General features: G+C 75.3%; 25 protein-coding genes. 16 read left to right on the plus strand and 9 right to left on the minus strand.

What is annotated here, in order from left to right; genetic code table 11:
- From ACWDS7_RS08655 to ACWDS7_RS08665, 3 genes are all read left to right on the plus strand, one after another.
- A partial coding sequence (locus ACWDS7_RS08655) for an FGGY-family carbohydrate kinase (RefSeq protein WP_451928733.1) occupies positions 1–350 on the plus strand: 350 nt, incomplete at its 5' end.
- A 92-nt stretch (positions 351–442) separates the two neighbouring features.
- Entirely contained in the window at positions 443–2,137 is a 1,695-nt protein-coding gene (locus tag ACWDS7_RS08660; RefSeq protein ID WP_451928734.1) for a glycerol-3-phosphate dehydrogenase/oxidase, read from the plus strand.
- Between the two features lie 112 nt (positions 2,138–2,249).
- Complete coding sequence (locus ACWDS7_RS08665) at positions 2,250–3,929, plus strand: protein kinase domain-containing protein (RefSeq protein ID WP_451928735.1); 1,680 nt, start codon at positions 2,250–2,252, stop codon at positions 3,927–3,929.
- 99 nt (positions 3,930–4,028) lie between these two features.
- Here ACWDS7_RS08665 and ACWDS7_RS08670 read toward each other — a convergent pair whose 3' ends face one another.
- The gene (locus ACWDS7_RS08670) at positions 4,029–6,437 is read right to left on the minus strand and encodes a tetratricopeptide repeat protein (protein WP_451928736.1); all 2,409 of its coding nucleotides are present in this window, start codon (positions 6,435–6,437) and stop codon (positions 4,029–4,031) included.
- 171 nt (positions 6,438–6,608) lie between these two features.
- On the opposite strand from ACWDS7_RS08670, the gene ACWDS7_RS08675 reads away from it, so the two are divergent.
- Positions 6,609–7,325, plus strand: coding sequence for a maleylpyruvate isomerase family mycothiol-dependent enzyme (locus ACWDS7_RS08675; RefSeq protein ID WP_451928737.1), 717 nt, complete (start codon positions 6,609–6,611; stop codon positions 7,323–7,325).
- 222 nt (positions 7,326–7,547) lie between these two features.
- On the plus strand, positions 7,548–8,198 hold the full coding sequence (locus ACWDS7_RS08680) for a phosphatase PAP2 family protein (RefSeq protein WP_451928738.1): 651 nt from the start codon (positions 7,548–7,550) through the stop codon (positions 8,196–8,198).
- On the opposite strand, the gene ACWDS7_RS08685 is transcribed toward ACWDS7_RS08680, so the two are convergent.
- Both ACWDS7_RS08685 and ACWDS7_RS08690 read right to left on the minus strand, forming a co-directional pair.
- Positions 8,195–8,851 (minus strand): response regulator transcription factor, encoded by a 657-nt coding sequence (locus ACWDS7_RS08685; protein WP_306857302.1) that lies wholly within the window; start codon positions 8,849–8,851, stop codon positions 8,195–8,197. The genes ACWDS7_RS08680 and ACWDS7_RS08685 overlap by 4 nt on opposite strands.
- The gene (locus ACWDS7_RS08690; RefSeq protein ID WP_451928739.1) at positions 8,848–10,494 is read right to left on the minus strand and encodes a sensor histidine kinase; all 1,647 of its coding nucleotides are present in this window, start codon (positions 10,492–10,494) and stop codon (positions 8,848–8,850) included. Before ACWDS7_RS08690 ends, ACWDS7_RS08685 begins: the two co-directional genes overlap by 4 nt.
- Before the next feature lie 216 nt (positions 10,495–10,710).
- Between ACWDS7_RS08690 and ACWDS7_RS08695 the strand changes: the two genes are divergently transcribed.
- Positions 10,711–11,379 carry an AIM24 family protein gene (locus ACWDS7_RS08695; RefSeq protein WP_306857304.1) on the plus strand — a complete coding sequence of 223 codons (669 nt, stop codon included), beginning with the start codon at positions 10,711–10,713 and terminating at the stop codon, positions 11,377–11,379.
- A 169-nt stretch (positions 11,380–11,548) separates the two neighbouring features.
- Positions 11,549–11,746 (plus strand): hypothetical protein, encoded by a 198-nt coding sequence (locus tag ACWDS7_RS08700; RefSeq protein ID WP_451928740.1) that lies wholly within the window; start codon positions 11,549–11,551, stop codon positions 11,744–11,746.
- Between the two features lie 127 nt (positions 11,747–11,873).
- On the opposite strand, the gene ACWDS7_RS08705 is transcribed toward ACWDS7_RS08700, so the two are convergent.
- The 4 genes from ACWDS7_RS08705 to ACWDS7_RS08720 all read right to left on the minus strand — a co-directional run bounded on the left by ACWDS7_RS08705 (position 11,874) and on the right by ACWDS7_RS08720 (position 14,741).
- Positions 11,874–12,548, minus strand: a complete 675-nt coding sequence (locus ACWDS7_RS08705; protein WP_451928741.1) for a DUF6766 family protein — start codon at positions 12,546–12,548, stop codon at positions 11,874–11,876.
- A gap of 95 nt (positions 12,549–12,643) precedes the next feature.
- Positions 12,644–13,033 (minus strand): hypothetical protein, encoded by a 390-nt coding sequence (locus ACWDS7_RS08710; protein ID WP_451928742.1) that lies wholly within the window; start codon positions 13,031–13,033, stop codon positions 12,644–12,646.
- A 77-nt stretch (positions 13,034–13,110) separates the two neighbouring features.
- Positions 13,111–14,070: a glycosyltransferase gene (locus ACWDS7_RS08715; protein WP_451928743.1), complete on the minus strand. Its 960-nt coding sequence runs from the start codon at positions 14,068–14,070 to the stop codon at positions 13,111–13,113.
- Positions 14,067–14,741 carry a D-glycero-alpha-D-manno-heptose-1,7-bisphosphate 7-phosphatase gene (locus ACWDS7_RS08720; protein WP_451928744.1) on the minus strand — a complete coding sequence of 225 codons (675 nt, stop codon included), beginning with the start codon at positions 14,739–14,741 and terminating at the stop codon, positions 14,067–14,069. Before ACWDS7_RS08720 ends, ACWDS7_RS08715 begins: the two co-directional genes overlap by 4 nt.
- A 187-nt stretch (positions 14,742–14,928) precedes the next feature.
- On the opposite strand from ACWDS7_RS08720, the gene ACWDS7_RS08725 reads away from it, so the two are divergent.
- From ACWDS7_RS08725 to ACWDS7_RS08765, 9 genes are read left to right on the plus strand one after another with little or no spacing between them, the layout of a single operon-like run.
- A complete protein-coding gene (locus ACWDS7_RS08725; protein ID WP_451928745.1) occupies positions 14,929–16,560 on the plus strand; it encodes a carbamoyltransferase family protein in 1,632 nt (543 codons plus the stop codon).
- Entirely contained in the window at positions 16,557–17,525 is a 969-nt protein-coding gene (locus ACWDS7_RS08730; RefSeq protein ID WP_451928746.1) for a glycosyltransferase family 2 protein, read from the plus strand. The genes ACWDS7_RS08725 and ACWDS7_RS08730 overlap by 4 nt, the downstream gene beginning before the upstream one ends.
- Positions 17,522–18,598, plus strand: a complete 1,077-nt coding sequence (locus tag ACWDS7_RS08735) for a glycosyltransferase family 9 protein (protein ID WP_451928747.1) — start codon at positions 17,522–17,524, stop codon at positions 18,596–18,598. Before ACWDS7_RS08730 ends, ACWDS7_RS08735 begins: the two co-directional genes overlap by 4 nt.
- On the plus strand, positions 18,595–19,788 hold the full coding sequence (locus tag ACWDS7_RS08740) for a glycosyltransferase (RefSeq protein WP_451928748.1): 1,194 nt from the start codon (positions 18,595–18,597) through the stop codon (positions 19,786–19,788). The genes ACWDS7_RS08735 and ACWDS7_RS08740 overlap by 4 nt, the downstream gene beginning before the upstream one ends.
- A 2-nt stretch (positions 19,789–19,790) precedes the next feature.
- Positions 19,791–20,342, plus strand: a complete 552-nt coding sequence (locus ACWDS7_RS08745) for a D-sedoheptulose-7-phosphate isomerase (protein WP_306857318.1) — start codon at positions 19,791–19,793, stop codon at positions 20,340–20,342.
- On the plus strand, positions 20,339–21,697 hold the full coding sequence (locus ACWDS7_RS08750; RefSeq protein WP_451928749.1) for a PfkB family carbohydrate kinase: 1,359 nt from the start codon (positions 20,339–20,341) through the stop codon (positions 21,695–21,697). Before ACWDS7_RS08745 ends, ACWDS7_RS08750 begins: the two co-directional genes overlap by 4 nt.
- Positions 21,698–21,713: 16 nt before the next feature.
- A complete protein-coding gene (locus tag ACWDS7_RS08755) occupies positions 21,714–22,394 on the plus strand; it encodes an SDR family oxidoreductase (protein WP_306857322.1) in 681 nt (226 codons plus the stop codon).
- A 16-nt stretch (positions 22,395–22,410) separates the two neighbouring features.
- Entirely contained in the window at positions 22,411–23,547 is a 1,137-nt protein-coding gene (locus tag ACWDS7_RS08760; protein WP_451928750.1) for a glycosyltransferase family 9 protein, read from the plus strand.
- Positions 23,544–24,509, plus strand: a complete 966-nt coding sequence (locus ACWDS7_RS08765; RefSeq protein ID WP_451928751.1) for a UDP-glucuronic acid decarboxylase family protein — start codon at positions 23,544–23,546, stop codon at positions 24,507–24,509. Before ACWDS7_RS08760 ends, ACWDS7_RS08765 begins: the two co-directional genes overlap by 4 nt.
- Positions 24,510–24,544: 35 nt before the next feature.
- On the opposite strand, the gene ACWDS7_RS08770 is transcribed toward ACWDS7_RS08765, so the two are convergent.
- Together ACWDS7_RS08770 and ACWDS7_RS08775 are read right to left on the minus strand one after the other, a co-directional pair.
- Complete coding sequence (locus ACWDS7_RS08770; protein WP_451928752.1) at positions 24,545–25,039, minus strand: GNAT family N-acetyltransferase; 495 nt, start codon at positions 25,037–25,039, stop codon at positions 24,545–24,547.
- A gap of 18 nt (positions 25,040–25,057) precedes the next feature.
- The gene (locus ACWDS7_RS08775) at positions 25,058–26,239 is read right to left on the minus strand and encodes an ROK family protein (protein WP_451928753.1); all 1,182 of its coding nucleotides are present in this window, start codon (positions 26,237–26,239) and stop codon (positions 25,058–25,060) included.
- Between the last annotated feature and the right edge of the window lie 126 nt (positions 26,240–26,365).

Raw genomic sequence — 26,365 nt, forward strand, 5'->3', positions numbered from 1 at the left:
GCTACCAGACCCGCGACGTCGTCGAGGCCATGTACAGCGACTCGGGAGTCGTCCTCGACGTGCTCCGCGTGGACGGCGGCGTGACGGCCAACCGGCTGTGCATGCAGCTCCAGGCCGACGTCCTGGGGGTGCCGGTGTCCAAGCCGGTCGTGGCCGAGACGACCGCGCTCGGCGCCGCCTACGCGGCGGGCCTGGCACGGGGCTTCTGGCAGTCGACCGACGCGCTCAAGCAGAACTGGAACGAGGCCGAGCGCTGGCAGCCGGAGTGGTCCGACGAAGAGCGTGAGCGGGGCTACGCCGGCTGGAAGAAGGCCGTGGAACGCACGCTGAACTGGGTCGAGGTCGACTGACCGGCCGGCGGCCGGGCCCCGCCTCTCCGCGAGACCACGCTCGCCCCTGAAGGACGAGACCACGCTCGGCCCTGAGGAGAGGAGGCCCTACCGTGGGATCTGCAGCATTGGGACCGCAGTACCGGGCGACGGCGCTGCGGGAGATGAGCGAGAACCACTACGACGTGCTGGTCGTCGGCGGTGGAGTCGTCGGCGCGGGGGCCGCGCTCGACGCGGTGTCCCGCGGTCTGTCGGTCGCGCTGGTCGAGGCCCGTGACTGGGCGGCCGGCAGTTCGAGCCGGTCCAGCAAGCTGATCCACGGCGGCCTGCGCTATCTCGAGCAGCTCGACTTCCGGCTCGTCCGGGAGGCGCTCAAGGAGCGCCACCTGCTGCTGACCCGGCTGGCGCCCCATCTCGTCCACCCCGTCCCGTTCCTCTTCCCGCTCACCCACCGGATCTGGGAGCGCTTCTACATCGGCGCGGGCATGACCCTGTACGACCTCCTGGGCGGGCTGCGGTCGGCCGTCCCGCGTCACCGGAACCTGAGCCGCCGCCGCGCCCTTGAGGAGGCTCCCGGGCTGAGCCCCGACGCCCTCGTCGGAGCCCTCCGGTATCACGACGCGCAGACCGACGACGCGCGCATGACGCTGACGCTGGTGCGGACGGCCGCGCGCTACGGCGCCACCGTCGTGAGCAGGGCACGCGCGACCGGCCTGCTCCGCGAGGGCGCCCGGGTCACGGGAGCGCGCGTCGCCGACCTCGAAAGCGGCCAGGAGGTCACCGTCCGCGCGCGTCAGGTGATCAGCGCCACCGGGGTCTGGACGGACGAGACCTTCGTGATGGCGGGCGTCCGGGGGAGCCACACCATGAGGCCGTCGAAGGGCGTGCACCTCGTCGTGCCGCGTGACCGGATCGGGCTCCGCAGCGCGATGATCCTGCGGACCGAGAAGAGCGTGCTCTTCGTGCTCCCGTGGGGACGGCACTGGATCATCGGGACCACCGACACGCAGTGGAACCTCGACAAGGACCGCCCGGTGGCCAGCCGCGCCGACATCGACTACCTGCTCGACCACGTCAACGCGGTGCTGCGCCGGCCGCTGACCCACGACGACGTCGAAGGCGTCTACGCCGGGCTCCGCCCGCTGCTCGCCGGCGACTCGGCGGACACCGCGAAGCTCTCGCGCGAGCACCTGGTCACGGTCCCCCTCCCGGGCCTGGTGGTCGTCGCCGGCGGCAAGTACACCACCTACCGCGTGATGGCCAGGGACGCCGTCGACATGGCCGCGCGAGAGCTCGGCACCGCCGTACCGGAGTCGGTCACCCACCGGGTCCCGCTCCTCGGGGCGGCCGGGTACGAGGCGCTGTGGAACGGGCGGCACGGCCTGGCCGGGCGCTCGCGGCTGAGCGTCGCCTCGGTGGAACGGCTCCTGCGCCGCTACGGGTCGGAGGTCGAGGAACTGCTGGACCTGGTCGCCGCCGACCCCGCGCTGGGGCGGCCGCTCCACGGGGCGCCGGGCTACCTGGGGGCCGAGGCCGTCTACGCGGCCTCGCACGAGCAGGCGCTGCACCTGGAGGACGTGCTGACCCGCCGTACCCACGTCTTCATGGAGGAGCGGGACCGGGGCCTCGCCGCCGCGGCCGAGGTGGCCGCCCTCATCGCCCCGGTCCTCGGCTGGGACGACGACACGGTGCGGCGCGAGACGGAGCGGTACCGGCTGCACGTCCAGGCGGAGCTCGCCGCCGAGCGGCGGCCGGACGACGTGGCGGCGGCGGAGGCCCTGCGCGCCGTCCCGGAACCGTCCGTCTGAGCCGACGGGACCCGGACGGCCGCTGCCATGATCGGTTCCAGCGGGCACCACCCGGCCGGGCACCCGTAAGGTGGGGTCCCAATTGCCGGGCTCGGAATCGATGGCGGGAATCGTGGGTGATTGGGAACGGCCGCCGGCCATGCTCGCCGGCCGGTACCGGCTGGAGGAGCTGATCGGCCGGGGCGAGACGGGCGAGGTGTGGCGCGGTCATGATCTGCGGCCGGGCTGGCCGGTGGCGGTCAAGATCCTGTCGCCGCGGGTGGCCGACATCTCGATGCGCGAGCGGTTCGCCCGGGAGGCGCGGACCGCCGCCCGGGTCGTCCACCCCAACGTGGTGACGGTGTTCGACGTGGGCGAGCACGAGGGCCGGCCGTTCCTGGTGATGGAGCTGCTGACCGGCCGCGATCTCGCCACCGAGCTGGCCGAGAACGGGCCGCTGAGCGTCCCGGCGATGTGCCGCCTGGCGGGGCAGGCGGCGCTCGGGCTGGACGCCGCGCACCGGGCCGGAGTCGTGCACCGCGATGTCACCCCGGCCAACCTGCACCAGAGCGCGGACGGCGTGCTCAAGGTGGTCGACTTCGGGACGGCCCGGGTCGCGACCGAGGCCGCGGTACGGCTGACCTCAGGGAAGAGCGGCATCGGCACGGCCGCCTACCTGTCGCCCGAGCAGGTTCTCGGTGGGGCAGGGAACGCGGCCTCCGACCTCTACGCGCTCGGCTGCGTCTGTTACGAGCTGCTGTGCGGGCGTCCCCCGTTCACCGGGCCGGCGACGGAGCTGGCCGCCCAGCACGTCCACAACCGCCCGGACCCGCCCAGCCGGTACCGCCCGGACGTCCCGGCGGAGCTGGAGAGGCTGGTGCTGGCCCTGCTGGAGAAGGACCCGGCCGCCCGGCCCGCCAGCGGCGAGGTCGTCCGCCGGGTGCTGGCCGACGTCGCACGCCACGCGACGCCACGCGTCCATGACACCGCGGCGCACCGCGTCCGTGACACCGCGGCGCACCGCGTCCGTGACACCGCGGCGCACCGCGTCCGTGACACCGCGGCGCACCGTGTCCATGAGGGCGCGGTGTCCCGGGGCTCCGGCGTCGAGGCGCCCCGGGCCCACGACACGGTGAGGCCCCGGGGCCATGAGGCCGTGCCGCTCCGGGCTCCCGGCGCCGAGGCGCCCCGGGCCCACGAGACCGCGGTGTTCCCCGTGCCGGACCTCGGCCCGGCGGCGGAGCCCGGCGCTCCGGGGGAGCCTCGGGCGGCGGGACCCGCGCCGGGCCGCCTGCGGAGGTGGCACGCGGGGGCCGCGCTGGGTGTGGTCGCCGTGCTCGTGGCCGGGGCCCTGTGGACGTCGGCCCCGTCGGATCCGGTGAGCTCGGTCACCACCGTCGCGGTCCCGTCCGGAACGCCGTCCGCGCCGCGGTCACCGTCGCCGACCGCCTCGCGGAGCTCGGCCCCGTCCCCGGCCCCCAGCCGGACCCGGCCGTCGCCGCGATCGGCGGCGGAGGAGTGGCGGGCGCGGCTGCTGGCCTTCGGCCGTGCCGTCACCGACCAGGAACGGCGCGGAGGCATCGACCCCAAACTGGCCCGCAAGGTCCGGGAGAAGATCGCCAAGATCGCCCGGAAGATCCAGGAGGGCAAGAACGGGGATGTCCGCGACGAGCTGCGTGAGCTCGGCCGTGACCTGGTCAAGGCGCGGCGGGAGGGCAGGCTCGCCTCCGAAGGGCCGCTCGTCGCCTTCCTGCGCGAGTCCGGGGTCGATCTCACCTCGCGCGGCCGCCACTCCGACGATGACGACGACTGACCCGCCGCCCGCCGGGTCCGCCGGACCCGCCCTCGCCGGAGCGGGGGCGGGGGTGGCATCGGGGGACCCGCGTCAGGGGGCCGCGTCGAGAGGCCCGCGTCAGGGGACCTGCCCGGCATCCGGCAGGGTGGCGCTGAGCAGGCGCGCCCGGGTCAGCACCTCCTCCGCCTCCGCGTGGCTGCCGAGATCCTCCAGGAGCTGACCGAGTTCGGTCAGCGAGCCGGCGAAGGAGCGGCGGTGCAGGGCCGGCTCCCGGATGGCGAGCCCGCGGTCGATCTCGACGGCGCGGCGGCGGTGGTCGAGCGCCTCGCCGGCGCGGCCCGCCTGACGCAGGTAGCCGGCCAGCTCGCCGAGCGCCCATGAGAGCAGGGGCAGCTGCTCGGGCTCGTCCTCGACGGCGGCGGTGAGGAGATCCACGGCCTTCTGCTGGACCACGACGGCCTCGTCCAGGCGGAGCAGGTCGTCCAGGCAGGTGGCCATGAGGCAGAGCGCGCGGGCGCAGGGGGACGCCGAGGCGTCCGGCTGCCGCATCGACATGATCTCCCACAGCGTGACCGCCCGGATCAGGTGCTCCAGGGCCGCCTCCGGCTGCCGGGCGCCGACCAGCTGCTCGCCGAGGGCGGTGAAGGCGTCGACCGGGTCGTCCGCCGCCGCGAGCAACCTGTCGGTCACCGTCTCGGTGTCGCGGCGCAGGCAGCTCAGGACGAGAAGCTGCCTGCGCAGCGTCACCGCGAGCTTGGCGCCGTGGCCGAGGTCGTCCCAGATGGAGGCCGCCCGTTCGAGCAGGGGCAGAGCCTTCTCGTGGTCCTCCTGGTCGCAGTGCCGTACGGCGAGGCTGTCAAGCTCGTCGGCGAGCCTGCCCAGGTATGAGCCCGGGTCGAGGGACGCGAGGTCCTCGTAGAGGTCCACGGCCCGGGCCGTCGCCCGGACGGCGCGCCCGTGGTGCCCGGCGTCCGCCGCCCGGGCGCCCAGGTGGGACAGGGCCTCCGCCATTCCCGCCCGCCGGCCGGCCGTTCCCGCCGGATGCTCGGCCGCCGTCGCCCAGTGCTCCGCCGTCCCCGTCCGCCGGCCGGCCGTTCCCGCCGGGTGCCCGGCCGCCGTCGCCAGGTGGTCCGTCTCGGCGGGGGAGGCCCCGCCGTACAGGTCGGCCGCCAGCTGCGCCGCGGCCACCGCCTCCTCGGGGCGGCCGAGCAGGGCCAGGTAGACGCTCTGCGCGACCCACGCGTCGGCCAGGCCGGATCGGGAGCGGTCCGGGGCGCGCCAGGCCAGCTCCCCGTACAGGGTGAGAGCCCGCTCCAGGCAGGCGGCCGCCCGATCCGGCCGCCCCAGCCGCTCGTGGTAGCGGCCCAGGCTGTGCAGCGCCTGGGCGAGGTCGTGGCCGTGGTCGCCGTCACCGTCGCCGTCGGAACGCAGGCGCTCCAGCAGGCTCACGGCGCGCTCACCCGAGGTGGCCGCCTGCTCGAACTGCCCGCACTCCTCCCGCAGGAGGCTCAGGAAGCCCAGGGTGGCGGCCAGCCCGGCCGCCCAGCCGGGGTCGGCGTCGTAGAGGCGCTGGAGGAGCTCCACCGACTCACGCACCGCCTCCGCCGCCTCCGTGGCCCGGCCGGCGCCCCGGAGGCTGATGCCGAGGTTGTGCAGGGCGGTCGCCAGCCGCGCGGGGTCGCCGATCTCCCGCAGCAGCGCGGTGGCCGCGGCGGCGGCCTCGACCGCCTCCGCGCTCCGGCCCATCGCGGTCAGGACGACGCCCAGCCGTTCCTGGACGTCGGCCCGGGACTCCTCGCTGCCCGGGCACTCCCCGTAGAGCGCCGCGGACTCCTCCAGCGCGGAGACCGCGGCCCCGTGCTGCCCGCTCTCTTCGAGGTCCCAGCCGAGGCGGTCGAGGGCGCGGGCCAGCTCCGGGGTCCAGCCGGAGTCGCCGTCGCGGGCCTCCCGGCACAGGGCGACGGCCTGGCGCATCGCACCGGCGGCGTCGCCGAGCCGGCCGAGCTCACGGTGGACGTGGCGCAGGTTGTGCAGCGAGCGCAGCAGCTCCGGGCGGTAGCCGGCCGGGTCGGCGCCCGCGAGCGCCCGGTACATCCCGGTGGAGGTCAGGACGGCCTCCAGCGCGCTCGCGGGCTCGCCCAGCCGCAGGTCGATCCCGGCCATGCCGTCCAGGGCCAGGGCGTGCCGGAAACGCAGGTCCAGGCCGTCCTGGCCGAGCCCGGCGTACGCCCGGACGGTCTCGACGGCCACCTGCCTCGCCTCGTCCCACAGCTCGCTCGCGGTCAGCTCCTCCCGGAGCTCCTGCAGGGCCTCGGCCACGGCGAGGCGGTGCAGGGGCGGCAGCCGGCGGGCCCGCTCCAGCGCCCGCCTCGCGGTGCCGAGGGCGGCCTCGCGGTCGCCCTCCTCCCGTTGCAGGCCGAGCAGGTGGTTGAGGCCGGCGAGCTGTTCGTAGTCCGTCTCCCAGCCGTCGTCGGCCCGCCCCGCGTGGACCCCGTCCTCGGCCGGGTTCATCGATGTCTCCCTCACCCTTCCACCTTCGCGGCTGCCGCTTGTCCTTCGCTTGAAAGCGGGTGAACGCCGGTGAACGCCGGTCGGGGAGGGCGCGGAGAGGGAGACGGCTCAGCGGGTCGAGCCGGCGCGCCGTCCGGGCCGCCGTCCCGCGATGTACGGCACCCCTTTCCGGGGTACCTCTGACGCATGACCTCACCACTGAAGGACCCGCTGGCGGGTCTCGACCCCTTTGACATCTTCGACACCGAGGCGGCCCGCCTGGACCGCCACTTCTCCCGGCTCGACGACGAGGGCTGGGAGCGCCCCTCGCGGTGCGCGGGCTGGTCGGTCCGCGACGTCCTGGGCCATCTGGCCGGCGAGGAGCTGTACAACCACGCCTGCCTGGACGGCGACGTCCAGGGCTTCACCGCGATGCTCGGGCGCGAGGGCGTCACCGGCGGCTTCAACGGCTTCAACGACTGGTGCGTACGGCGCAGCCGCGGCATGCCCGTGGAGGAGGTGCTGGAGGAGTGGCGGCGGGCGAACGGCGAGACGCGCGGGCGCATGCGCGCGCTCGGCCGCGACGCGGAGCTGCAGACCCTGGCCGGCCCGTATCCGGTGGGCCTGCAGACCTTCCACTACGACTCCGAGTACGCCACCCACGCCGACGACGTGGGCGCTCCCGTGCCGGACGACGAGGCCGGCGAGCGGGCCCGGTGGCGGGCCGAGGTGGCCGCCGCCGTGCTGGCGGAGCAGGGGTCGCAGGCGCAGGTCGAGCTGACCGCCGAGCGGATCTGGGTGCACGCCGCCGGCGCGACCGCGCAGCTGTCCGCCCCGGAGTTCGTCGAGGCGACGGTGGGCCGGCTGCCGGACGGCCACCCGCTCGACCGCAGGCTCAGGGCGGCCCTGCGCTGCCTGGCCTGATCACTCACGGGTCCGGGGCGGCCGCCCCCGCCCTCCACCCCGCCCCGCCGGACGTCCCCGGGGACCCCGGCCCCGCCGGACGCCTCCGATGCCCCCGCCCCGCCGGACGTCCCCGGTGACCTTGCCGAAAGTCAATGCCGATCGGTGACGACCGGCGACTGCCCGCCTGACCTCCCGGTTCCTACAGTCGTTCGCGACCTGCAGGGACGATGTGGAGGAAATGTGAGCGATCAGATCGAGGACGTGCCCGACGTCAGCGCCGAGCTGTACCGCGAGATAACCGAGTTCGCGCAGAGCACCCCGCCCTGGTTCCAGACGCTGGCCGAGATCGGCACGGAGGCCGTGCTGCTGCTGTTCGCGGCGCTCTTCCTCGCCGCCTGGTGGCGGGCCCGGAGCCAGGACACCCGGACGATGACGCTGGCCCTGCTCGCCCCCGTCGCGATGGTGGCGGCCTACGTGATCAGCGAACTCTCCAAGGGCCTGATGGAGGAGGACCGGCCCTGCCGGGTCCTGCGCGGCGTCTCCGCCATCGCCGAGTGTCCTCCGTACGGGGACTGGTCCTTCCCCAGCAACCACGCGACGCTCGTCGCCGCCGCGGCGGCCGCCCTGACCGTCGCCTGGCGGCGGACCGCCCCCTACGTGCTGGTCCTCGCCGTGCTGGGGGCCTTCTCCCGGGTCTTCGTCGGCGTGCACTACCCGCACGACGTCATCGCGGGCTCCCTGCTCGGCGCGGTGGTGGCGCCGCCGCTGATGCTGGCCCTGACACCCCTGCTCACCCCGCTCGTGGCGCGCCTGCGTGCGGGAGGCCCGCTGCGCCCGGCGCTCACCGCGGCGGCGGCCGCGGACCGCGCCGGGCACGCCCGGAGGGGCTAGCCGCGCTCGACCAGATCGGCCTCGTGGGCGATGACGGCGGCCTGTACTCGGTTGCGCACGCCGAGCCGGCCCAGGATCGTGCTGACGTAGGTCTTCACGCTGCCCTCGACCAGGTGCAGGCGCTGGGCGATCTCCGCGTTGGACATGCCCGCGCCGACCAGGCCCAGGACCTCGCGCTCACGCCTGGTGAGGACCTCGATCCGCTCGCGGGCGGCGTCCGCGCGCGCCATGCGCCCGCCGGCCAGCTCGCCGATCACCCGGGCGGCCACCTTGGGCGACAGGTAGGCGCCGCCCTCGGCCGCCGCCCGCACCCCCAGCAGGAACTCCCGGGGGTCTCCGGTCTTGAGCAGGAACCCCGCGGCGCCGTCGGCGAGCGCCCGCGCGATGTAGGAGTCCTTGCCGAAGGTGGTCATGATCAGGACCGCCGTCCCGGGCACCGCCCGGCGGATCTCGGCGGTCGCGGCCAGCCCGTCGAGCTCCGGCATGCGGATGTCGACCAGGGCGACGTCCGGCCGGTGGGCGCGGACCAGCTCGACCAGCGCCCGCCCGTCCCCGGCCTCGGCGACCACCTCGATCTCGGGGTCGGCCGACAGGATCATCCGCACCCCCGCGCGGATCACGGTCTCGTCGTCGGCCAGCACCACTCGGATCAATGTCTTCCCTCCTGCCGGGTGGTCGCCGGCCGGGCCGGGGCGGCGGGCAGGAAGTCCTTGCCCGCCAGCCGGCCGTCCTTGAAGCACAGCCGGTAGAGCTCCCCCCGGTCCCCGCCGAACGGGTTGCGGTGCGCGCCGTAGTGGAGGCACTCGGCCCCGTCGGGCACCGGTGGTCCCGGCCGCCCCACGGCGTCGGCCCGGGTCCGGGCCGGCAGCACCGCCTCCACCTCGCTCCGATTCTGCCCCACCCACAGCCGGTCGAAGTCGGCGGGCGGCAGGGCGGAGGTGACGGTGTCGTAAGTCATGAACCCGCCCACGCCCACCGCCGCGCCCGCGCAGGTCGCCACGGCCGCGCCGATCGCCAGGGTGCGGGCGCGGCGCACCCGCCGCCGCGCCTGCTGCAGGCGGACGGCGGACGGCGACGGGATCCGGCTCTCCCCGGCCGGGCCCGGCACGTGCGGCAGCCGTGCCGTCACCTCGAAACCGTCGCCGCACCGGCCCGCCCGGAGGGACCCGCCGCACAGGCGGACCCGCTCGGCCAGGCCGATCAGCCCGTGGCCCCCTCCCGCGATCAGGCCCTCCCGGCCCTGGTCCCCTCCGCGGCCGGGCACCGGGCCCGCGGGCGGCGCGCCGTTGGTCACGGTCACCACGGTCTCGCCCGCCAGATGGTCGAGCCTGACCGTCACCGGTGCCCCCGCGGCGTGCTTGACCGCGTTCGTCAGCGCCTCCTGCACCACGCGGTAGACGGCGCGCTCCACCATCGGGGTGGGCCACCCGTCCTCCCGCACGCCGTGCGCCTCGACCGGGACGCCGGAGGCGGCGGCCCGCCGCACCAGCTCCGCGACGCTCTCCCCGGGCAGGTCCGGCGCGGCCGGGGCGGTGTCGTCGCGGAGCACCTCGATGATCTCCTGGAGGCGCTCGGAGGCGGCGGTGACCGCCCTGCGGGCCTCGCCGGCCGCGTCGCGATGGCGGGCGTCGAGGTCCGGCGCGACTTCGAGCCCGCCGATCCGCAGCGCGATCAGGCTCAGCTCGTGCCCGAGCAGGTCGTGCATGTCCCCGGCGATGCGCGTGCGCTCGCGCAGCCGGGCCTGTTCGGCCACGATCCGCTGGGCGCGCTCCAACTGCTCGGCGCGTTCCCAGCCCGAGCGGGCCAGCTCCAGATGCTGGTGCCTGCCCCGCCCGGTCAGCCAGGGGACGGCCCCGAACAGGGCGACCCCCACGACCGCGACGAACCCGACCGCGGAGCCGCCGGTCAGGACGGACGCGAGAACCGCTGTCACGGCGGCCGTCCCGGCCAGCCCGAGCAGCCCGGGCCGCGTCCGCGCCGTCCGTACGCCCGCCAGATAGCTCATGACGACCATCGCCGGGAAGAAGGGGACGACGCCCACCGCCGTTTCGCCGCGGGACAGCAGTGAGATCCCCCACAGCGCCGCGGTGAGGAGCATCGACGCCGGTGGGAAGGGCCGGCCGAGCGCCACCGCCGCACCCACGAGGACCAGCCCCGCCGTCACCTCCCACCAGGCGTAGGCGTCCTCGGCGGAGGTGCCTCCCGCCCACAGCACGGGCAGGCACACAGCCGCCCACAGCAGGGTCTCCGTGAGCACGTGATACCGGCTGATCCGGTCAGCCGCCGACTTCCTCATCCGGTTGACGCTACCCAGTCGCCAGGGGGCGGCTCCACCGCCGGGAGTCAGGCAGGGCTCGGGGGCGGCGGTCCCTTCCCCACCGGTCCGTGGGGGCGGTCCTCACCGGTCTGCAGGGTCGGTCCCACCGGCGCGGGCGGGGAACCCACACCCGGCCCCGTTCGTCACTTCTCATGCGGTCTCCTGCGGCTCCTCGACGACGAAAGGCCTCACCCCGTGCGTAGCTCGTTCTTCGGAAACCTGGACCAGGGCCAGGTCCCCGGCCACTTCGCCCTGCAGAACTCCAAGATGCTGCGGGTGCAGCTCAACGGGGAGGTGCTGGCGCGGCAGGGGTCGATGGTCGCCTTCCAGGGGCAGATGGACTTCGACTACGAGGGGTCCGGCGGGGTCGGGCGGTTCCTGAAGAAGATGGTCACCGGTGAGGGCGCGCCGCTGATGCGGGTCCGCGGGCAGGGCGCGCTCTTCGTGGCCAACAACGCCGACGACGTGCACCTGTTCTATCTGGAGAACGAGGCCATCACCGTCAACGGGACCAACCTGCTGGCCTTCGACCCGCAGCTCGCCTGGGACATCCAGCGGCTGCAGGGCGCCGGCATCGCCACCGGCGGCCTGTTCAACACCACGGTCCAGGGCACCGGCTGGGTGGCGGTCACCGCGCACGGCGCGCCGGTGCTGCTCGACACCTCCTACGCGCCGACCTTCGCCGACAGCCAGTCCGCGGTCTGCTGGAGCGCCGGGCTGCGGGTGGGCGTCAACCGCACCCTCAAGGCGGGGGCGCTCATCGGGCGGGGGAGCGGTGAGGCCGCGCAGCTCGCCTTCCAGGGGCAGGGTTTCGTCCTGGTCCAGGCCAGCGAGGGCCCGATCGTCCCGCAGTCCAACGGCTGACCGGCGCGGCGGGGCGCTCCTCCTTCTTTTGGAGAGCTTTGCCGGCACGAGCTATAAGGCGCCCCGCGGTGGACAGGGACTCCCTGTGTGTCGATGATCGCGTCTCCCCGGTCGCCGGACGGTCCGCGCCGCCCCGGCCGAGGGGCCTTTTCGAGGACGGGGCAACCCCATGACTGAGAGCGACCCGGAGAGCACCTCCCCCGAACCCCCGGCCCAGGTGCCGGACGACCGGGCGGACGCCGCCGGCGCCGGAGCCCCCACCGGCATAGATCCCGAGGGTCCCGCGCCGCACATCCCCGACGACCGCAAGGGCGCCGCCGGATCCGAGGCGTGGCATCCCGAGGACCGGGGCGACGACGGGGGGTGACCGCCGCTCCGGCGGGCCCGGCCGATCACGCGGACGGCCCGCCGTACCCGGGGAGTCCGGGTACGGCGGGCCGTCCGCGCGGTGCCGGCCCGCCGGCGGGGCGGTGCCGGGCCGCGGCCGGTCCGGGTCAGCCCTCGACGTCGGTCTCCCGGTGCGGAGCGCCGACGGGCTTGGACTCGGGCGATCCGCGCTGGCGCAGGTAGATGGAGAAGACGACCATCGACAGCACGGCCAGCAGCTCCGACTGCCAGTTCTGCAGGGTGCGGTCCCAGAAGTCGCCCGAGGTGACGTAGCCGCCCCAGCTAAGGGGGTCCTGCAACTGGGCGAGCTGCTGCTCGTTGTAGCTCGCCCGGCCGGCCACCGACTGGCCCAGCCACGACAGCACGAAGATCACGCCCATCAGCACGCCGAGGGAGTTGCCGTACAGCGTCTGCCGGAGCCCGGTCGCCCTGGCCCACTGCGGGCTGCCGGGCTCGGCGTGCCGTCCGGTCTTCTGCTCGGCGTCGCTCCCCCCGCCCTCATCGCCGGGCTTCTTCGACTCCGGGGAGCCCCGCTGCACCAGCCAGACCGTGGCGAGGATGAACAGCAGGAACTGCAGATACTCCGACTGCCAGTTCTCCGCGACGTCGACGGCGAAGTCGGAGGAGGTGACGTAGTGCAGCCAGGAGATCGGCTCGGCCCCCTCGCTGAGCCGCTGGTCGTTGGTGGCGGCGTTGCCCGCGAAGGACTGGCCGAGCAGCGCCAGCAGGAAGGTGATCAGGAAGAACAGGCTGAGGCTGTTCTCCTTGACGAATCGTTTCATGAGCGTCTCCCTAGCGCTGCAGCAGGCCGACGGCGAAGACGTAGATCAGGCCGACCACGACGACGGTGAGGGTCGTGACGAACATGACGCGCATGTCAGGCCTCCACTTCGCAGCGGTAGGGCAGGTCGCCGCGGGGCCGGCAGCCCGCGCCTCGCACCAGCCAGCCACGGGGGAAGCGGTGCAGGAAGACGGTGTCCCGGGTGAGCCGCACCTGGGCCTCGTCGCCCCAGATGTCGACCTCGCGCGGCTGCCCACCGGGCAGATCGAGGTCGAGGACGGCCTTGGCGCAGGTCTGGCCCCCCGTCCGCAGGCTCTCGGCCGCTTCCGGCGCCAGCAGCGCGCAGGCCTGCTCACCCTGGCGGCTGTGGAGGGCGGCGTAGAACCGCGTCACCGCCTGCTCGGCGGGCCCTTTCTCCGCGGACGCGCAACCGGCCAGCCCCGTCACCACCGCGGCCAGCGCCACCAGCGTGATTGGAGTCTTCATCCGCCCCTGCTTCCCCCTTCGACGCAGAATTCACTCGGATCGGGGCTCCGGCCGCCCGGGGGTGGGGCCGCGGCGCCTCAGCGTCCGGCGGCCCCGGCGAGGACGCGGTCCCAGTCGGCCAGGAAGCGCCCGAGGCCGTAGCGCGCGAGCGCGGCGGCGCGGGCGGCCTTCCCGCACTGCCGGGCTCTGGCGGGGTCGGTGACGAAGGACTCCAGCGCTGCGGTGAGGGTGGCGACGCGGGTCGAGATCACCCCCGCCTCCGGCGGCACCGCCTCCACGGCCTCGGTGGCGGCCAGCGCCACGACGGGCATGCCGAGCAGCATGGCCTCGATCAGGGAGAGGCCGAGCGAGGTCCACCGGTAGGGGTGCAGGTAGACGCGCCGCCGGGCGAGCTCGGCGTGCATCGCCTCCTGGGGCAGGTTCTCGAAGGTCCCGAAGGGGAAGCGGAGCCGGTGCGGCAGGCCGGTGACCCTCATGCCGAAGACGTCGATCGGGGCCGCGGAGGCGAGTCTGGGCAGCAGGTCGGTCCCGGCGACCCGCTCGCGCCGGATGGGCTCGTTGACCACGACGCCGGCCCGCGGCAGCTCGCCCGTGTAGCGGTGGCCGGGGTCGACGACGCCGTGTTCGACGACCTGGGTGGGCGCCCTGCCGGAGTCCCAGAACAGGTCGTTGAAGTGGGTGACGTGGATCAGCGGGATGTCGTCGCGGCCGGCCAGCGGGTGGCGGGTGCCGGGGGCGTCGCCGGCCGGGGCGTTGTGCTCGACGTAGACGGCGGGCAGGTCCCGGCCCGGGCGGCGGCCCAGCCAGCGCCGGACGAGCTCCAGCTCGTGGGGGCGCTGCAGCACGACCAGGTCGACCTCCTCGCCGTGGAGCCGGTCCCACGGCACCTCGCGCACGCCGGCGGGCCAGGGGTAGGTCCGGGCCCGGCCGCGCCCGTCGGGGCCGCGGTCGGGGACGAGCGGCACGAGATAGTCGTGGGCGCCCTGCACGAACGCCGTCGTCCAGGACCCGTGCACGTGCCAGAGCAGGACCCTCACCGCAGGGCTCCGGCGTCCGAACGGCCCCCGCCCCGGGCCTGGGGCGGACCGCCCACCGTGCCGGTCCGGGGTGTCTCGCCGGTGGCGTCGGTCCCGGGCGGTGGGCCGCCCGCCCTGCCGGTCCGGGCCGTGCCGTTCACCGTGGCGCCTCCGAGCACCAGGTCCACGGCGGCGGCGAGATCGCCGGCCACCTCCGTGGCGGCCGTGATCTCGCCGGGCAGCGTCCGCGGGGTGGGGACGAGGACGCCCCGGGCCCCGGCCGCCTGGGCGGCCTCCACGTCCCGGCCGATGTCCCCGATGACCACGCAGTCGCGGGCGTCCACGCCGAGCGCCGCCGCCGCCCGCAGCACCAGCCCGGGAGCCGGCTTGCGGCACCCGCACCCGTCGTTCTCGCCGTGCGGGCACACCACCCAGACGTCGAACGGGCCCAGCAGCTCCTCCACCCGCGCGTTGACGGCGCGCAGTTCCTCGGCGCCGATGAGCCCCCGGGCCACCCCGGACTGGTTGGTGACCACGCCGACCGGCACGCCCGCCCGGCGGACCCGGTCGACCGCGGAGCGGGCTCCGGGTACGGGCTCCACCCGGCCGGGGTCGCGGTTGTAGGGGACGTCCACGATCAGGGTGCCGTCGCGGTCGAACAGGACGGCGGCGGGATGTCGGCGGCTCGGCACGGGCGTCTCCAGTGTGTCTCTCGTCAACGGGCTCGCCGCCCTGCGGGCCGCTGAACAAGCCCTCCAAAATGTTACAGAGCGTGACATATGACGATATGCAGGTCTCTTACCAGGACTTTTCCCCGTTCTTTTGTTTTGAGAACCGCTCCTCTCGGTAGTTAACCAGTTACACACGAGAGGCGAATCCATGAGATTTCTCGGGATAAACGCGATCTTCCATGACCCCGCGGCGGCGCTGGTGGTCGACGGAGAAGTCGTCGCAGCCGCGGAGGAGGAGCGGTTCACCCGCCGCAAGCACGGCAAGCGTCCGGTCCCCTTCTCCGCCTGGGAACTGCCCGAGCGCGCCGCCGCCTGGTGCCTGGAGCGGGCCGGTCTGCGCCCGGAGGATCTCGACGCCGTCGCCTACTCCTACGACCCTGACCTGGTACGGCCCGGCCTGCAGGGCCTCGACGAGGGCTGGGAGGACCTGCGCACCACCTACGCCCGACGGGCCCCGGCCTTCCTGGCCACCGCCCTTCCGGGTCTGGACTCCGCCCAGGTCCGCTACGTGCCTCACCACGTCGCGCACGCGGCCTCGGCCGGCCTGGCCGCGCCGTACCGGGACTCGGCGGTGCTGGTCTGCGACGGGCGGGGAGAGGCGGTCTCGCACCTGGCCGGACACTACCGGGACGGAGAGCTGACCGTGCTGGCCGCCCAGGAGCTGCCGCACTCGCTCGGGCTGATGTACGAGGAGGTCACCGAGCACCTGGGGTTCCTGCGCTCCAGCGACGAGTACAAGGTCATGGCCCTGGCCTCCTACGGAGAGCCGCGCCACCTGGGGGAGCTGCGCGAGCTGATCTACCCCACCGATGACGGCGGCTTCCGGGTCGAGCCGGTCGACTGGAGCGGCTACGCCAAGGCGCTGGGCAGGGGCGAGCCCTGGACCGAGGAGCACGCCGACCTCGCGGCGAGTGTCCAGACACGGCTGGAGGAGGTGCTGCTCGACCTCGCCAGGTGGCTGCACGGGCGTACCGGCGACCGGTCCCTGACCATGGCCGGGGGCGTGGCGCTCAACTGCGTCGCCAACACGCGGCTGCTGGCCGAGGGGCCCTTCGAGCGGCTCTGGGTGCAGCCCGCGGCGGGCGACGCGGGCACCGCGCTCGGCGGGGCGCTGCATCTGGCGCAGACCTTCGGCGAGCCGGCCGCGCCGATGCCGGGGGCCGACCTCGGCCGGAGCTGGAGCGACGGGGAGCTGGCCGCGTGGCTGGAGGCGGCGCGCGTGCCGTACGAGCGCCCCGCCGACCTGGCCGCCGCGGTGGCGGCGGACCTCGCCGCCGACCGCATCGTGGCCTGGTTCCAGGGCCGCAGCGAGTACGGCCCGCGCGCGCTCGGCCGCCGCTCGCTGCTGGCCCACCCCGGGCGGGCCGCCAACACCGAACGGCTGAACGCCGTCAAGGGCCGCGAGCAGTTCCGCCCGATCGCCCCGATGGTGCTCGCCGAACGGGCTGAGGAGATCTTCGAAAGGGGCCCGATCCCCAGCCCCTACATGCTCTTCGTGCACGACGTGCGGCCCGCCTGGCGCGACCGCATCCCGGCCGTCGTGCACGTCGACGGCACGGCCCGGGTCCAGACCGTGGACCGGGTGGCCGAACCGCTGCTGGCCCGGATGCTGGCGGAGTTCGAGGCGCGCACCGGGGTGCCGGTGGTGGTCAACACCAGCCTGAACACGGCGGGACGGCCCATCGTCGACGACCCCCGCGACGCCCTGGAGTGCTTCGGCTCCGCGCCGGTCGACGTGCTGGCCCTGGGGCCCTACCTGATCCGCAGGTACGCCTCATGATCACCGTGGTGATCCCCACGATCGGCCGTCCCGGCCTCGACACCGTCCTCGCCGCGCTGGACCCGGCGCTGGAGGTCGTCGTGGTCGACGACCGTCCGGGGCGCGGCGGGGCCCGCGCCGCCTCCGGCGCGCGGGTCGCGCGGGCTCTTGGCGGCGAGGGGCCGGCGGGTGGCCGGATCCGGGTGCTCCGCACCGGCGGGCGGGGGCCGGCCGCCGCCCGCAACGCCGGGTGGCGGGCCGCGCGGACGCCGTGGATCGCCTTCCTGGACGACGACGTGGTGCCCCAGCCCGGCTGGGCGGAGGCCCTCCGCGCCGACCTGGCCGGGCTGCCCGAGGAGGTGGCCGGCAGCCAGGGGCGCATCGAGGTGCCGCTGCCGGCCGGCCGGAGGCTCACCGACGCGGAGCGGAACACCTCGGGACTGGCGGAGGCCCGCTGGATCACCGCCGACATGGCCTACCGGCGCACCGCGCTGGAGCGGACGGGCGGTTTCGACGAGCGCTTCCCCCGCGCCTACCGGGAGGACGCCGACCTCGCGCTGCGGATGTTCGCGGCCGGATACCAGCTGGTCAGAGGCGAGCGGGTCACCCGGCACCCGTTCCGCGACGACGGCCCGTGGGCCAGCGTCCGCCTGCAGCGCGGCAACGCCGACGACGCGCTCATGCGCCGCGTGCACGGCCCCGGCTGGCGGGCCGCCATCGGTGGCGCGCCCGGCCGGCTGCGCAGGCACGCCCTGGTCACCGGGCTCGGCGCGCTCGCGGCCGTGCTGTGGGCGGTGCGGCCGGGCCGGGCGGCCGCCGCGGCCGGAGCGGCGTGGGCGCTGCTCACGGCCGAGTTCGCCTGGGCCCGCATCGCACCGGGACCGCGCACGAGAGAGGAGATCGGGAGGATGATGGTCACGAGCGTGGTCATCCCGCCGGTGGCCTGCGCGCGCCGCCTCGCGGGAGAAGTGCGGGTCCGGAGATGACCGCCGGCACCGTCCTCGTCGTGCGCCCGGACAACGCGGGCGACGTCCTGCTGGCCGGGCCCGCCGTCCGCGCGGTCGCCGAGGGGGCCAGGCAGGTCGTGCTGCTGGCCGGGCCGCACGGCCGCGCGGCCGCCGAGCTGCTGCCCGGCGTGTCCAGGGTGGTGGAGTGGCGGACGCCGTGGATCGACCCCAGCCCTCCGCCCATGACCGGCCCGCACGCCCTGCGGCTGATGCGGGCCGTCCAGGAGGCGGCGCCCGAGCTCGCGCTGGTCCTCACCTCCTTCCACCAGTCGCCGCTGCCGATGGCCCTGCTGCTGAGGCTGGCGGGGACGCCGCGGATCGCCGCGATCTGCGCCGACTACCCCGGCTCGCTGCTCGACGTGCGGCACGTCGTCGACGAGGACGTGGACGTGCCGGAGGCGGAGCGCATGCTCGGGCTGGCCAGAGCCGCGGGGTTCGAGCTGCCACCCGGCGACGCCGGAGCGCTCGCCGTGCGGCGCCCGCTGCCCGAGGTCGGGCACCTGACGGGGCCGCCCGGCTACGTGGTCGTGCACCCGGGAGTCTCCGCCCCGGCCAGGGCATGGCCGGGGGAGAACTGGACGAGGACGGTCCACGACCTCGTCCGCGCGGGCTGGCGGGTCATGGTGACCGGCGGCCCGGGCGAGCGCGCGCTCACCGCGCGGGTGGCCGGCGGCCGGCCCGCTCCGGAGGTCGTCGACGGCGGCCACGTCTGGGAGTCCGTCGCCGACCTGGGCGGGCGGACCACCTTCGCCGAGCTCGCCGCGGTGCTCGCCGGGGCGAGCGTGGTGGTCGTGGCCAACACCGGCCCGGCGCACCTGGCCGCGGCCGTCGGCACCCCCGTGGTCAGCCTCTTCGCCCCCGTGGTCCCGGCCGCCCGCTGGGCGCCGTACGGCGTGCCCGCCGTGCTGCTCGGCGACCAGGACGCCCCGTGCCGGGGCAGCCGGGCCCGGGTGTGCCCGGTCCCCGGCCATCCCTGCCTGTCGTCCGTGACAGGTGCCCGCGTCGTCGAGGCCGTCAACCACCTGGCGTCCGTGAAGGAGGTCGTCCATTGAGGATCGCCTTGATATCGGAGCACGCGAGTCCCCTGGCAGCGGTCGGCGGCGTCGACGCGGGCGGGCAGAACGTCCATGTCGCGGCCCTGGCGGCCGCACTGGCCGAGCGGGGGCACGAGGTCACCGTCCACACCCGCCGCACGGACGCCGGCCAGCCCGACCGGGTCCCCGCCGGCCCCGGCCTGACCGTCGAGCACGTTCCCGCCGGCCCTCCCACCGCGCTCCCCAAGGACGAGCTCCTGCCGTACATGACGGCCTTCGGTGCGCATCTCGCCAGGCAGTGGGCGGGCAGGCCGCCCGACGTGGTCCACGCCCATTTCTGGATGAGCGGCTTGGCCGCGCTGACGGCCGCGCGGGGGCTCGGCGTCCCGGTCGTGCAGACCTTCCACGCCCTGGGCACGGTCAAGCGGCGCTGGCAGGGCGCGGCCGACACCAGCCCGCCCGGGCGGATCGCCGCCGAGGCCGGCATCGGGCGCCGGGCCGGCGCCGTCGTGGCCACCTGCCGTGACGAGGTCGGCGAGCTCCTGCGGATGGGGATCGCCGCCGAGCGGATCGCCGTCGTGCCGTGCGGTGTCGATCTCGGCCTCTTCCGGCCGGACGGGCCGGTCGCCCCTCGCGGGCCGGGGCCGCGCGTCCTCAGCATCGGCCGCCTGGTCCCCCGCAAGGGCGTGGACACCGTCGTGCGGGCCCTGCGCCACCTGCCGGAGGTCGAGCTGCTGATCGCCGGAGGGGCGCCGGCGGACGAGGAGACCGTACGGCTGGCCCGCCTGGCCGACGGATACGGCCTGTCGGACCGGGTCCACCTGCTCGGCAGCGTCGGCCGTGCCGAGGTCCCGGCGCTGATGCGCTCGGCCGACGTCCTGGTGACGGTCCCCTGGTACGAACCGTTCGGCATGGTCCCGGTGGAGGCGATGGCCTGCGGGGTGCCCGTGATCGCCTCCGCGGTCGGCGGCCACCTCGACACGGTCGCGGGGTGCGGGGTGCTGGTGCCGCCGCGCCGCCCGCACGCCCTGACCCGGGCCCTGCGGGAGCTGCTGAGCCGTCCGGACCTGCGGGCGTCGCTCGCGGCGGCCGGTGAGCGGCGCGTGCGGACGAGGTACGGCTGGCCGGAGGTGGCCGCCCGCACCGAGGCCGTCTACCTGGACGTGCTCGCCGCGCGCCGGGCCCGGATCGCTGTGGCGGGAGGCTGACCGTGCACCCACATCTGTCACGACTGAGCGCCGCGCTGTCGGCGGTGAGCGCCGACACGGCGACGATCTCCGTGTGGGGCCGCGAGCTCGCGGCCGTGCTGGCGGCCGGCGGCCGGCTGCTGGCCTGCGGGAACGGCGGCTCCGCCGCCGAGGCCCAGCACCTGACCGCCGAGCTGGTCGGGCGCTTCCGCGTCGACCGGCCCCCCTACGCGGCGATCCCGCTGCACGCCGACACCTCCAGCATCACCGCGATCTCCAACGACTTCGGGCCGGAGGAGGTGTTCGCCCGCCAGGTGCGGGCGCACGGCAGACCCGGCGACGTCCTGATGTGCCTGTCCACCAGCGGGGCGAGCGAGAACGTTCTGGCCGCCGCGCGCACCGCCCGGCGGGCCGGCATCGTGGCCTGGGCGCTGACCGGCCCGGCGCCCAACCCGCTCGCCGCGCTCTGCGACGACGCCCTGGCCGTGCCCGCCGAGGACGCCGCGACCGTGCAGGAGGTGCACCTCGCCGTGATCCACATGCTCTGCGACGCGATCGAGGGGGCCCCGGGGTGAGCGCCGGGCCGGTCGTGGTCATCGGCGACATGCTGCTCGACGTGGACGTCGAGGGGGACGCCGAGCGCCTCTGCCCGGACGCCCCCGTCCCCGTCGTGACAGGCGGCCACGAGCACCGCCGCCCCGGCGGGGCCGGTCTCGCGGCGGTCCTGGCGGCCGAGAACGGGGCCGAGGTGATCCTGGTCACCGCCGTCGGCGACGACCTGCCGGGCAGGTGCCTGCTGGGCCTGCTCTCCGGCCGGGTGGAGGTGGTCCGGCTGCCGCTGCTGGGGACCACGATCACCAAGACCCGCGTCCGGGCCCGGGGCCAGACGCTGCTGCGGATCGACACCGGTGACGGCCGCGCGGAGGCGGACCTGGACGGGGCCCGCGCCCGCCGGATCGCCACCCTCCTGCGGGGCGCCGGCGCCGTCCTGGTGTCCGACTACGGCCTTGGGGTCGCCGAGGCCGCCAGGGGCGCGCTGTCGAGCCTGCCGGCGCCGCTGGTCTGGGATCCGCATCCGCGGGGCCTGGTGCCGGTGCCCGGATGCGCGCTGCTCACGCCGAGCGAGTCCGAGGCCCGGCTGCTGAGCGCGCAGCCCGGCATCTCCGCCGACCAGGCCGCCCGCCATCTCGTCCGCGTCCTGCGCGCGGAGGCGGTGGCCGTCACGGTGGGCGCCCGAGGGGCCGTGCTGGCCCGGCGGGACGGCCGGTCCGTCCGGGTGCCGCCGCCGGTCTGCGCGACCGGCCTGGACGCCTGCGGCGCCGGTGACCGCTTCGCCGGGGCCGCCGCGTCCGCGCTGAGCGAGGGCGCGTCCGTCGAGGACGCCGTCGTGATGGGGGTGGGGGAGGCGGCCCGCTTCGTGGAGGGCGGGGGAGCGGCGGCGGTCCGGCTGCCCGCGCCCGTGCCCGGGGACCGGCCGCGCACCGCGCTGGAGGTGGCCGACGCCGTCCGCGCCACCGGGGGCCGGCTCATCGCCACCGGGGGCTGCTTCGACCTGCTGCACGCCGGCCACGTCAGCCTGCTCCGCCGGGCCAGGGCGATGGGCGACGCGCTGATCGTCTGCGTCAACTCCGACGGCTCCGTCCGGCGCCTCAAGGGTCCCGGCCGCCCCGTGGTCGGTGAGCTGGACCGGGTCGAGGTGCTGCGCGCGCTGGAGTGCGTGGACGCCGTGGCCGTCTTCGACGAGGACACCCCCGTCGCGATGATCGAACGGCTGCGGCCCGACGTGTGGGTCAAGGGCGGCGACTACGAGGCCCTCGACCTGCCCGAGACCGAGACCGTACGCCGGACGGGCGGGGAGAGCGTGATCCTGCCCCGCGTGTCCGGCCGGTCCACGACCGGCCTGATCGCCGCCGCGAGGGCGGCCAGGTGACCGAGGAGGAACGTCCATGCTGGGAAACATCCTGATCACCGGCGGCGCGTCGGGGCTGGGCCGGGCCGTGGCCGTGGCCGTGGCCAAGGCGGGGGGCCGTCCGCTGGTCGTCGACGTCGACCCGCCCGAGGACGGCGGCGACCACGTCATCGCCGACCTCGCCGACCGCGCGCGGGCCGAGCGGGCGGTGACCGAGCTGGCCGGCCTGGCCGGCGGGCTCGACGGCGTCGTGACCGCCGCCGGCATCGACGCCTGCGGGCGGCTCTCCGACGTCCCCGCCGCCGCCTGGGACCGGGTCGTGCAGGTCAACCTGCTCGGCACCGTCTCGGTGGTCCGCGCGGCCCTGCCGTACCTGCTCGCCTCCCGGGGCAGGGTGGTCACCTGCGCCTCCACCCTCGGCCTGCGGGCGCTGAGCGACGCGACGGCCTACTGCGCCTCCAAGTTCGCGGTGGTCGGGTTCACCCGGGCCCTGGCCGCCGAACTGGCGGGGGAGGTGGGGGTGACGCTGCTGGTCCCCGGGGGCATGAACACGCGCTTCTTCGACGATCGCGACGAGCGTTACCGGCCGGGCCCCGACGCCCGGCTCAACCAGCCGGAGGACGTGGCCGCGACCGTCGTCTTCGCCCTCGGTCAGCCCGCCGGCTGCGAGGTCAGGGAACTGGTCGTCTGCCCGTCCACGGAGACGTCATGGCCGTGACGGGCCGGGGACCGGCATGACCGCGGGCGGGCGGGCGGCGGACGGGGGAGCGCCGGCCGTGCTCGTGCTGCGCGGTCTCGGCCTCGGTGACCTGCTCACCGCGGTCCCCGCCCTGCGCGCCCTGCGGCGGGCCTGTCCCGGCCACCGGATCGTGCTGGCCGCGCCCGCCTCGCTGGCGCCCCTGGTGCCGCTGATCGGCGCGGTGGACGGGCTGCTCGACGTGTCGGGGCCGGGGCCGCTCCCGTCCGGCGTGTCCGCCGACATCGCGGTCAACCTGCACGGCAGGGGGCCGCAGAGCATCGCCGCGCTGCGCCGTGCCGGCCCGGGACGGCTGCTCACCCACGCGCACCCGGACTTCCCGGACACGAGGGGGCCGTCCTGGCGGGGCGACGCGCACGAGGTCCGGCGCTGGTGCGACCTGCTCGGCTGGTACGGCGTCGCGGCCGATCCGGCCGACCTGAGGCTGGAACTCCCCCTGTCCTGGGGGAGCGCGCCGGTGACCACCTGCCTGGGAGCGGCCGACCCGGCGCGGGAGGCCGTGCCGTCGTGGGAGCCCGAGCCGGTCGTGGCCGGCCCGGTGGAGGCGGGGCCGGAGGAACCCGCGTCCGGACGGCCGGGGAGGTCCGCGTCCGGACGGATGGGGAGGATGGGAAGGTCCGCGTCCGGACGGCCGGGGCCGGTCGTCGTCCATCCGGGAGCGGCCGATCCGGCCAGGCGCTGGCCGCCGGAGCGGTTCGCCCTGGTGGCCGTCGCGCTGCGGCAGGCCGGCCACGGAGTGGTGATCACCGGGAACGCCGGCGAGCGGGTGCTCGCCGAGCGGGTGGCCTCCCTCGCCCGGCTGCCGGAGGCGTGCGTGCTCGCCGGCCGCACCTGCCTGCGCGAGCTGGCCGCGCTGGTGGCCGGGGCCCGGCTGGTCATCTGCGGCGACACCGGCGTGGCCCACCTCGCGAGCGCGTTCGCCACCCCCTCCGTGGTGCTGTTCGGGCCCGTCTCGCCCGCCCTGTGGGGGCCGCCCCACGGGCCGCACGTGGCCCTGTGGGCGGGGCGCTCCGGCGACCCCCACGGGGACCTGCCCGATGAGGGCCTGCTGGAGATCGGCGTCCTGGAGGTCCTCGACGCCGCCGTCAATCTGCTGGAGGTAAGCGTCCGATGAACACGCGACGGGTGGTGGTGACCGGCGGAGCCGGTTTCCTCGGGTCCTACCTGTGCGAGCGCCTGCTCGCCGAGGGGGCCGGGGTGGTCTGCATGGACAACTTCCTGACCGGCTCGCCCCGCAACGTCGAGCACCTGATCGGCCGGGCCGCCTTCCGGCTGGTCGAGTGTGACCTCACGGGGTTCGTCCACGTCCCCGGCGACGTGGACCTGGTGCTCCACTTCGCCTCGGCGGCCTCTCCCGCCGACTACCTGCGCCATCCGATAGAGACGCTCAAGGTGGGCAGCATCGGCACGCTGCACGCCCTCGGGCTGGCCAGGGAGAAGGACGCCCGCTTCGTGCTGGCCTCCACCAGCGAGGTGTACGGCGACCCGCTGGAGCACCCGCAGCGGGAGACCTACTGGGGCAACGTCAACCCGGTGGGGCCGCGGAGCGTGTACGACGAGGCCAAGCGCTTCGCCGAGTCGCTGACCACGGCCTACCGCAACTCCCACCGGGCCGACACCGCGATCGTGCGGATCTTCAACACCTACGGCCCGAGGATGCGGCCCCACGACGGCCGGGCCATCCCCACCTTCATCCGCCAGGCCCTGCGCGGTGAGCCGATCACCGTGACCGGCGACGGCACGCAGACCCGGTCCATCTGCTATGTGGACGACACGGTCGAGGGCATCCTCGCCCTGGCCGACAGCGACTTCGAGGGCCCGGTCAACATCGGCAACCCGGCGGAGCTGTCCATGCTCTCCCTCGCCGAGACGGTCCGCCGGCTGGCCGGCTCGGACTCGCCGATCCACTTCGTCGACCGCCCCACCGACGACCCGGAGATCCGGCGCCCCGACACCTCGCTGGCCTCCTCCCGGCTGGACTGGGCGCCGAAGGTGGACATCGTCGACGGGCTGAGCCGCACCATCTCCTGGTTCATGGACGAGCTGCGCGAACCGGAGAAGCTGGTCCGCCGCTAGGCGGCCCGAGTCCCGCTCCGGGCCGCGTGGCCGCCCTACTCCGACCGCCAGACGACCTCGCCGTCCACCCGGGCGTCGGTCGGGACCAGGCCGATGCGGCGGGCCACGGCGGAGGAGGCGGCGTGGTCGGGATGGATGGTCGCGACGACGGTCTGCACGCCGCGTTCCCTGAGCCAGGCGAGGAGGGCGAGCGCGGCCTCGCCGGCGACGCCCCTGCCCTGCCAGGGGGTGCCGACGACCCAGGCCACATAGGCCCGGCCGGCGGTCAGGGTGGCCTGGACGTAGCCGACCGGGCCCTCCTCGCCGTCGAGACGGATCACCCAGTTGAGCCAGGCGTCGTCACCGCCGGGCGGCGGGCCGGCCACCATGCGGGCGTAACGGTCGCGCAGCTCCCCGGCGGTCGCGGGGGAGCCCCCGATGAAGGTGTGCAGGGCCGGGTCGGCGAGCGCCTCGGCCATCTGGGCGGCGTGCTCCACCGCCAGCGGCTCCAGCGTCAGCCGGGGGGTCCTGATCGGTCCGGTCTCCGTCACCGGGTCAGTGTGCCACGGTCAGGCGCGGGTGACGGACCGGTCGACGGTGCCGGGGGCCAGGACGTGTTCGATGACCATGACGGCCGCGCCGATCACGCCCGCGCGGTCGCCGAGCTCGCTGGCGGTGATCGTCAGGTGCTGGGTGGCCAGGGGCAGGGAGCGGCTGTAGATGACCTCGCGGAGGCCGGCGAGGACCTGCTCGCCGGCCTCGGCGATGTCGCCGCCGACCACGATCACCGACGGGTTGAAGAAGTTCACGATCGAGGCGAGGACGTCGCCGACCTCGCGGCCGGCCTGACGGATGAGCTGGACGGCCTGGGTGTTGCCGCTGCGCACCAGGCGGACCACGTCGCGGCTGCCGGCGGCCTCCACGCCGCCGGCCGACAGGCGGGCGGACATGGCGGCGCCGCTGGCGACGGCCTCCAGGCAGCCGAGGTTGCCGCAGCGGCAGACGGTGTCGGAGGCCGAGGCCACCTGGATGTGGCCGATGTCGCCGGCCGCGCCCTGGGCGCCCCGGTGCAGGTGGCGGTCGCTGATGATGCCGCAGCCGATGCCGGTGCCGATCTTGACGAAGATGAGGTGGTCGGCGCCGGGGCGGGCGGCCCAGTGCTCGCCCAGGGCCATGATGTTCACGTCGTTGTCGACGAGCACGGGGGCGCCGAAACGCTCGCCGAGCCACTCGGGGACGGGGAAGCCGTCCCAGCCCGGCATTATCGGCGGATTGACCGGCCGGCCCGAGCTGTGCTCGACCGGGCCGGGCAGGCCGACGCCGATGCCGCAGACCTGCTCCGGGGTGTGGCCTGTCTCGGCGAGCATCTCCTCGAAGGTGCGCTGGAGCCAGGTGAGCGTCTCGACGGGGCCGCGGTCTATCGGCACCTCGTCCGCGCGCTCGGCGAGGACCTCGGTGCCCAGGTCGGTGATCGCCACCCGGGCGTGGGTGGCCCCGAGGTCGGCGGCGAGGGCGACGCGGGCGCCGCGGTTGAAGGTGAAGGCGACGGCGGGACGGCCTCCCGAGGAGATGGCCTCCTCGGTCGGGATGATCCACTGCTGGCTCAGCAGCGCGTCGAGCCGCTGCCCGAGGGTGGACCGTGCCAGCCCGGTCAGCTGCACCAACTCCGCCCGGGTCCGGGCCTGACCGTCACGCAGGATCTTCAGAAGCGCCCCCGCGCCGGCGATTGAACCGTTCGCTTCACTCAGCATGCGCACAGTCAACACTCCTCGTTTACACCACGTCAAAGCGACTTACGTTCCTTCATGGCTCCATTATGCCTAAAGTCCTCCACCTTTTGCTTGACCATCGCCATAAGCTCCCTTTAACATCCCGCA

It is taken from the genome of Streptosporangium sp. NPDC003464, assembly GCF_053588315.1.

Coding starts and splice junctions, on each gene's coding strand:
- ACWDS7_RS08675 (WP_451928737.1), top strand. CDS start 6,609: ATGACCTCACCACTGAAGGACCCGCTGGCGGGTCTCGACCCCTTTGAC.
- ACWDS7_RS08690 (WP_451928739.1), bottom strand. CDS start 10,494: ATGAGGAAGTCGGCGGCTGACCGGATCAGCCGGTATCACGTGCTCACG.
- ACWDS7_RS08700 (WP_451928740.1), top strand. CDS start 11,549: ATGACTGAGAGCGACCCGGAGAGCACCTCCCCCGAACCCCCGGCCCAG.
- ACWDS7_RS08705 (WP_451928741.1), bottom strand. CDS start 12,548: ATGAAACGATTCGTCAAGGAGAACAGCCTCAGCCTGTTCTTCCTGATC.
- ACWDS7_RS08710 (WP_451928742.1), bottom strand. CDS start 13,033: ATGAAGACTCCAATCACGCTGGTGGCGCTGGCCGCGGTGGTGACGGGG.
- ACWDS7_RS08725 (WP_451928745.1), top strand. CDS start 14,929: ATGAGATTTCTCGGGATAAACGCGATCTTCCATGACCCCGCGGCGGCG.
- ACWDS7_RS08730 (WP_451928746.1), top strand. CDS start 16,557: ATGATCACCGTGGTGATCCCCACGATCGGCCGTCCCGGCCTCGACACC.
- ACWDS7_RS08735 (WP_451928747.1), top strand. CDS start 17,522: ATGACCGCCGGCACCGTCCTCGTCGTGCGCCCGGACAACGCGGGCGAC.
- ACWDS7_RS08755 (WP_306857322.1), top strand. CDS start 21,714: ATGCTGGGAAACATCCTGATCACCGGCGGCGCGTCGGGGCTGGGCCGG.
- ACWDS7_RS08760 (WP_451928750.1), top strand. CDS start 22,411: ATGACCGCGGGCGGGCGGGCGGCGGACGGGGGAGCGCCGGCCGTGCTC.
- ACWDS7_RS08765 (WP_451928751.1), top strand. CDS start 23,544: ATGAACACGCGACGGGTGGTGGTGACCGGCGGAGCCGGTTTCCTCGGG.
- ACWDS7_RS08775 (WP_451928753.1), bottom strand. CDS start 26,239: ATGCTGAGTGAAGCGAACGGTTCAATCGCCGGCGCGGGGGCGCTTCTG.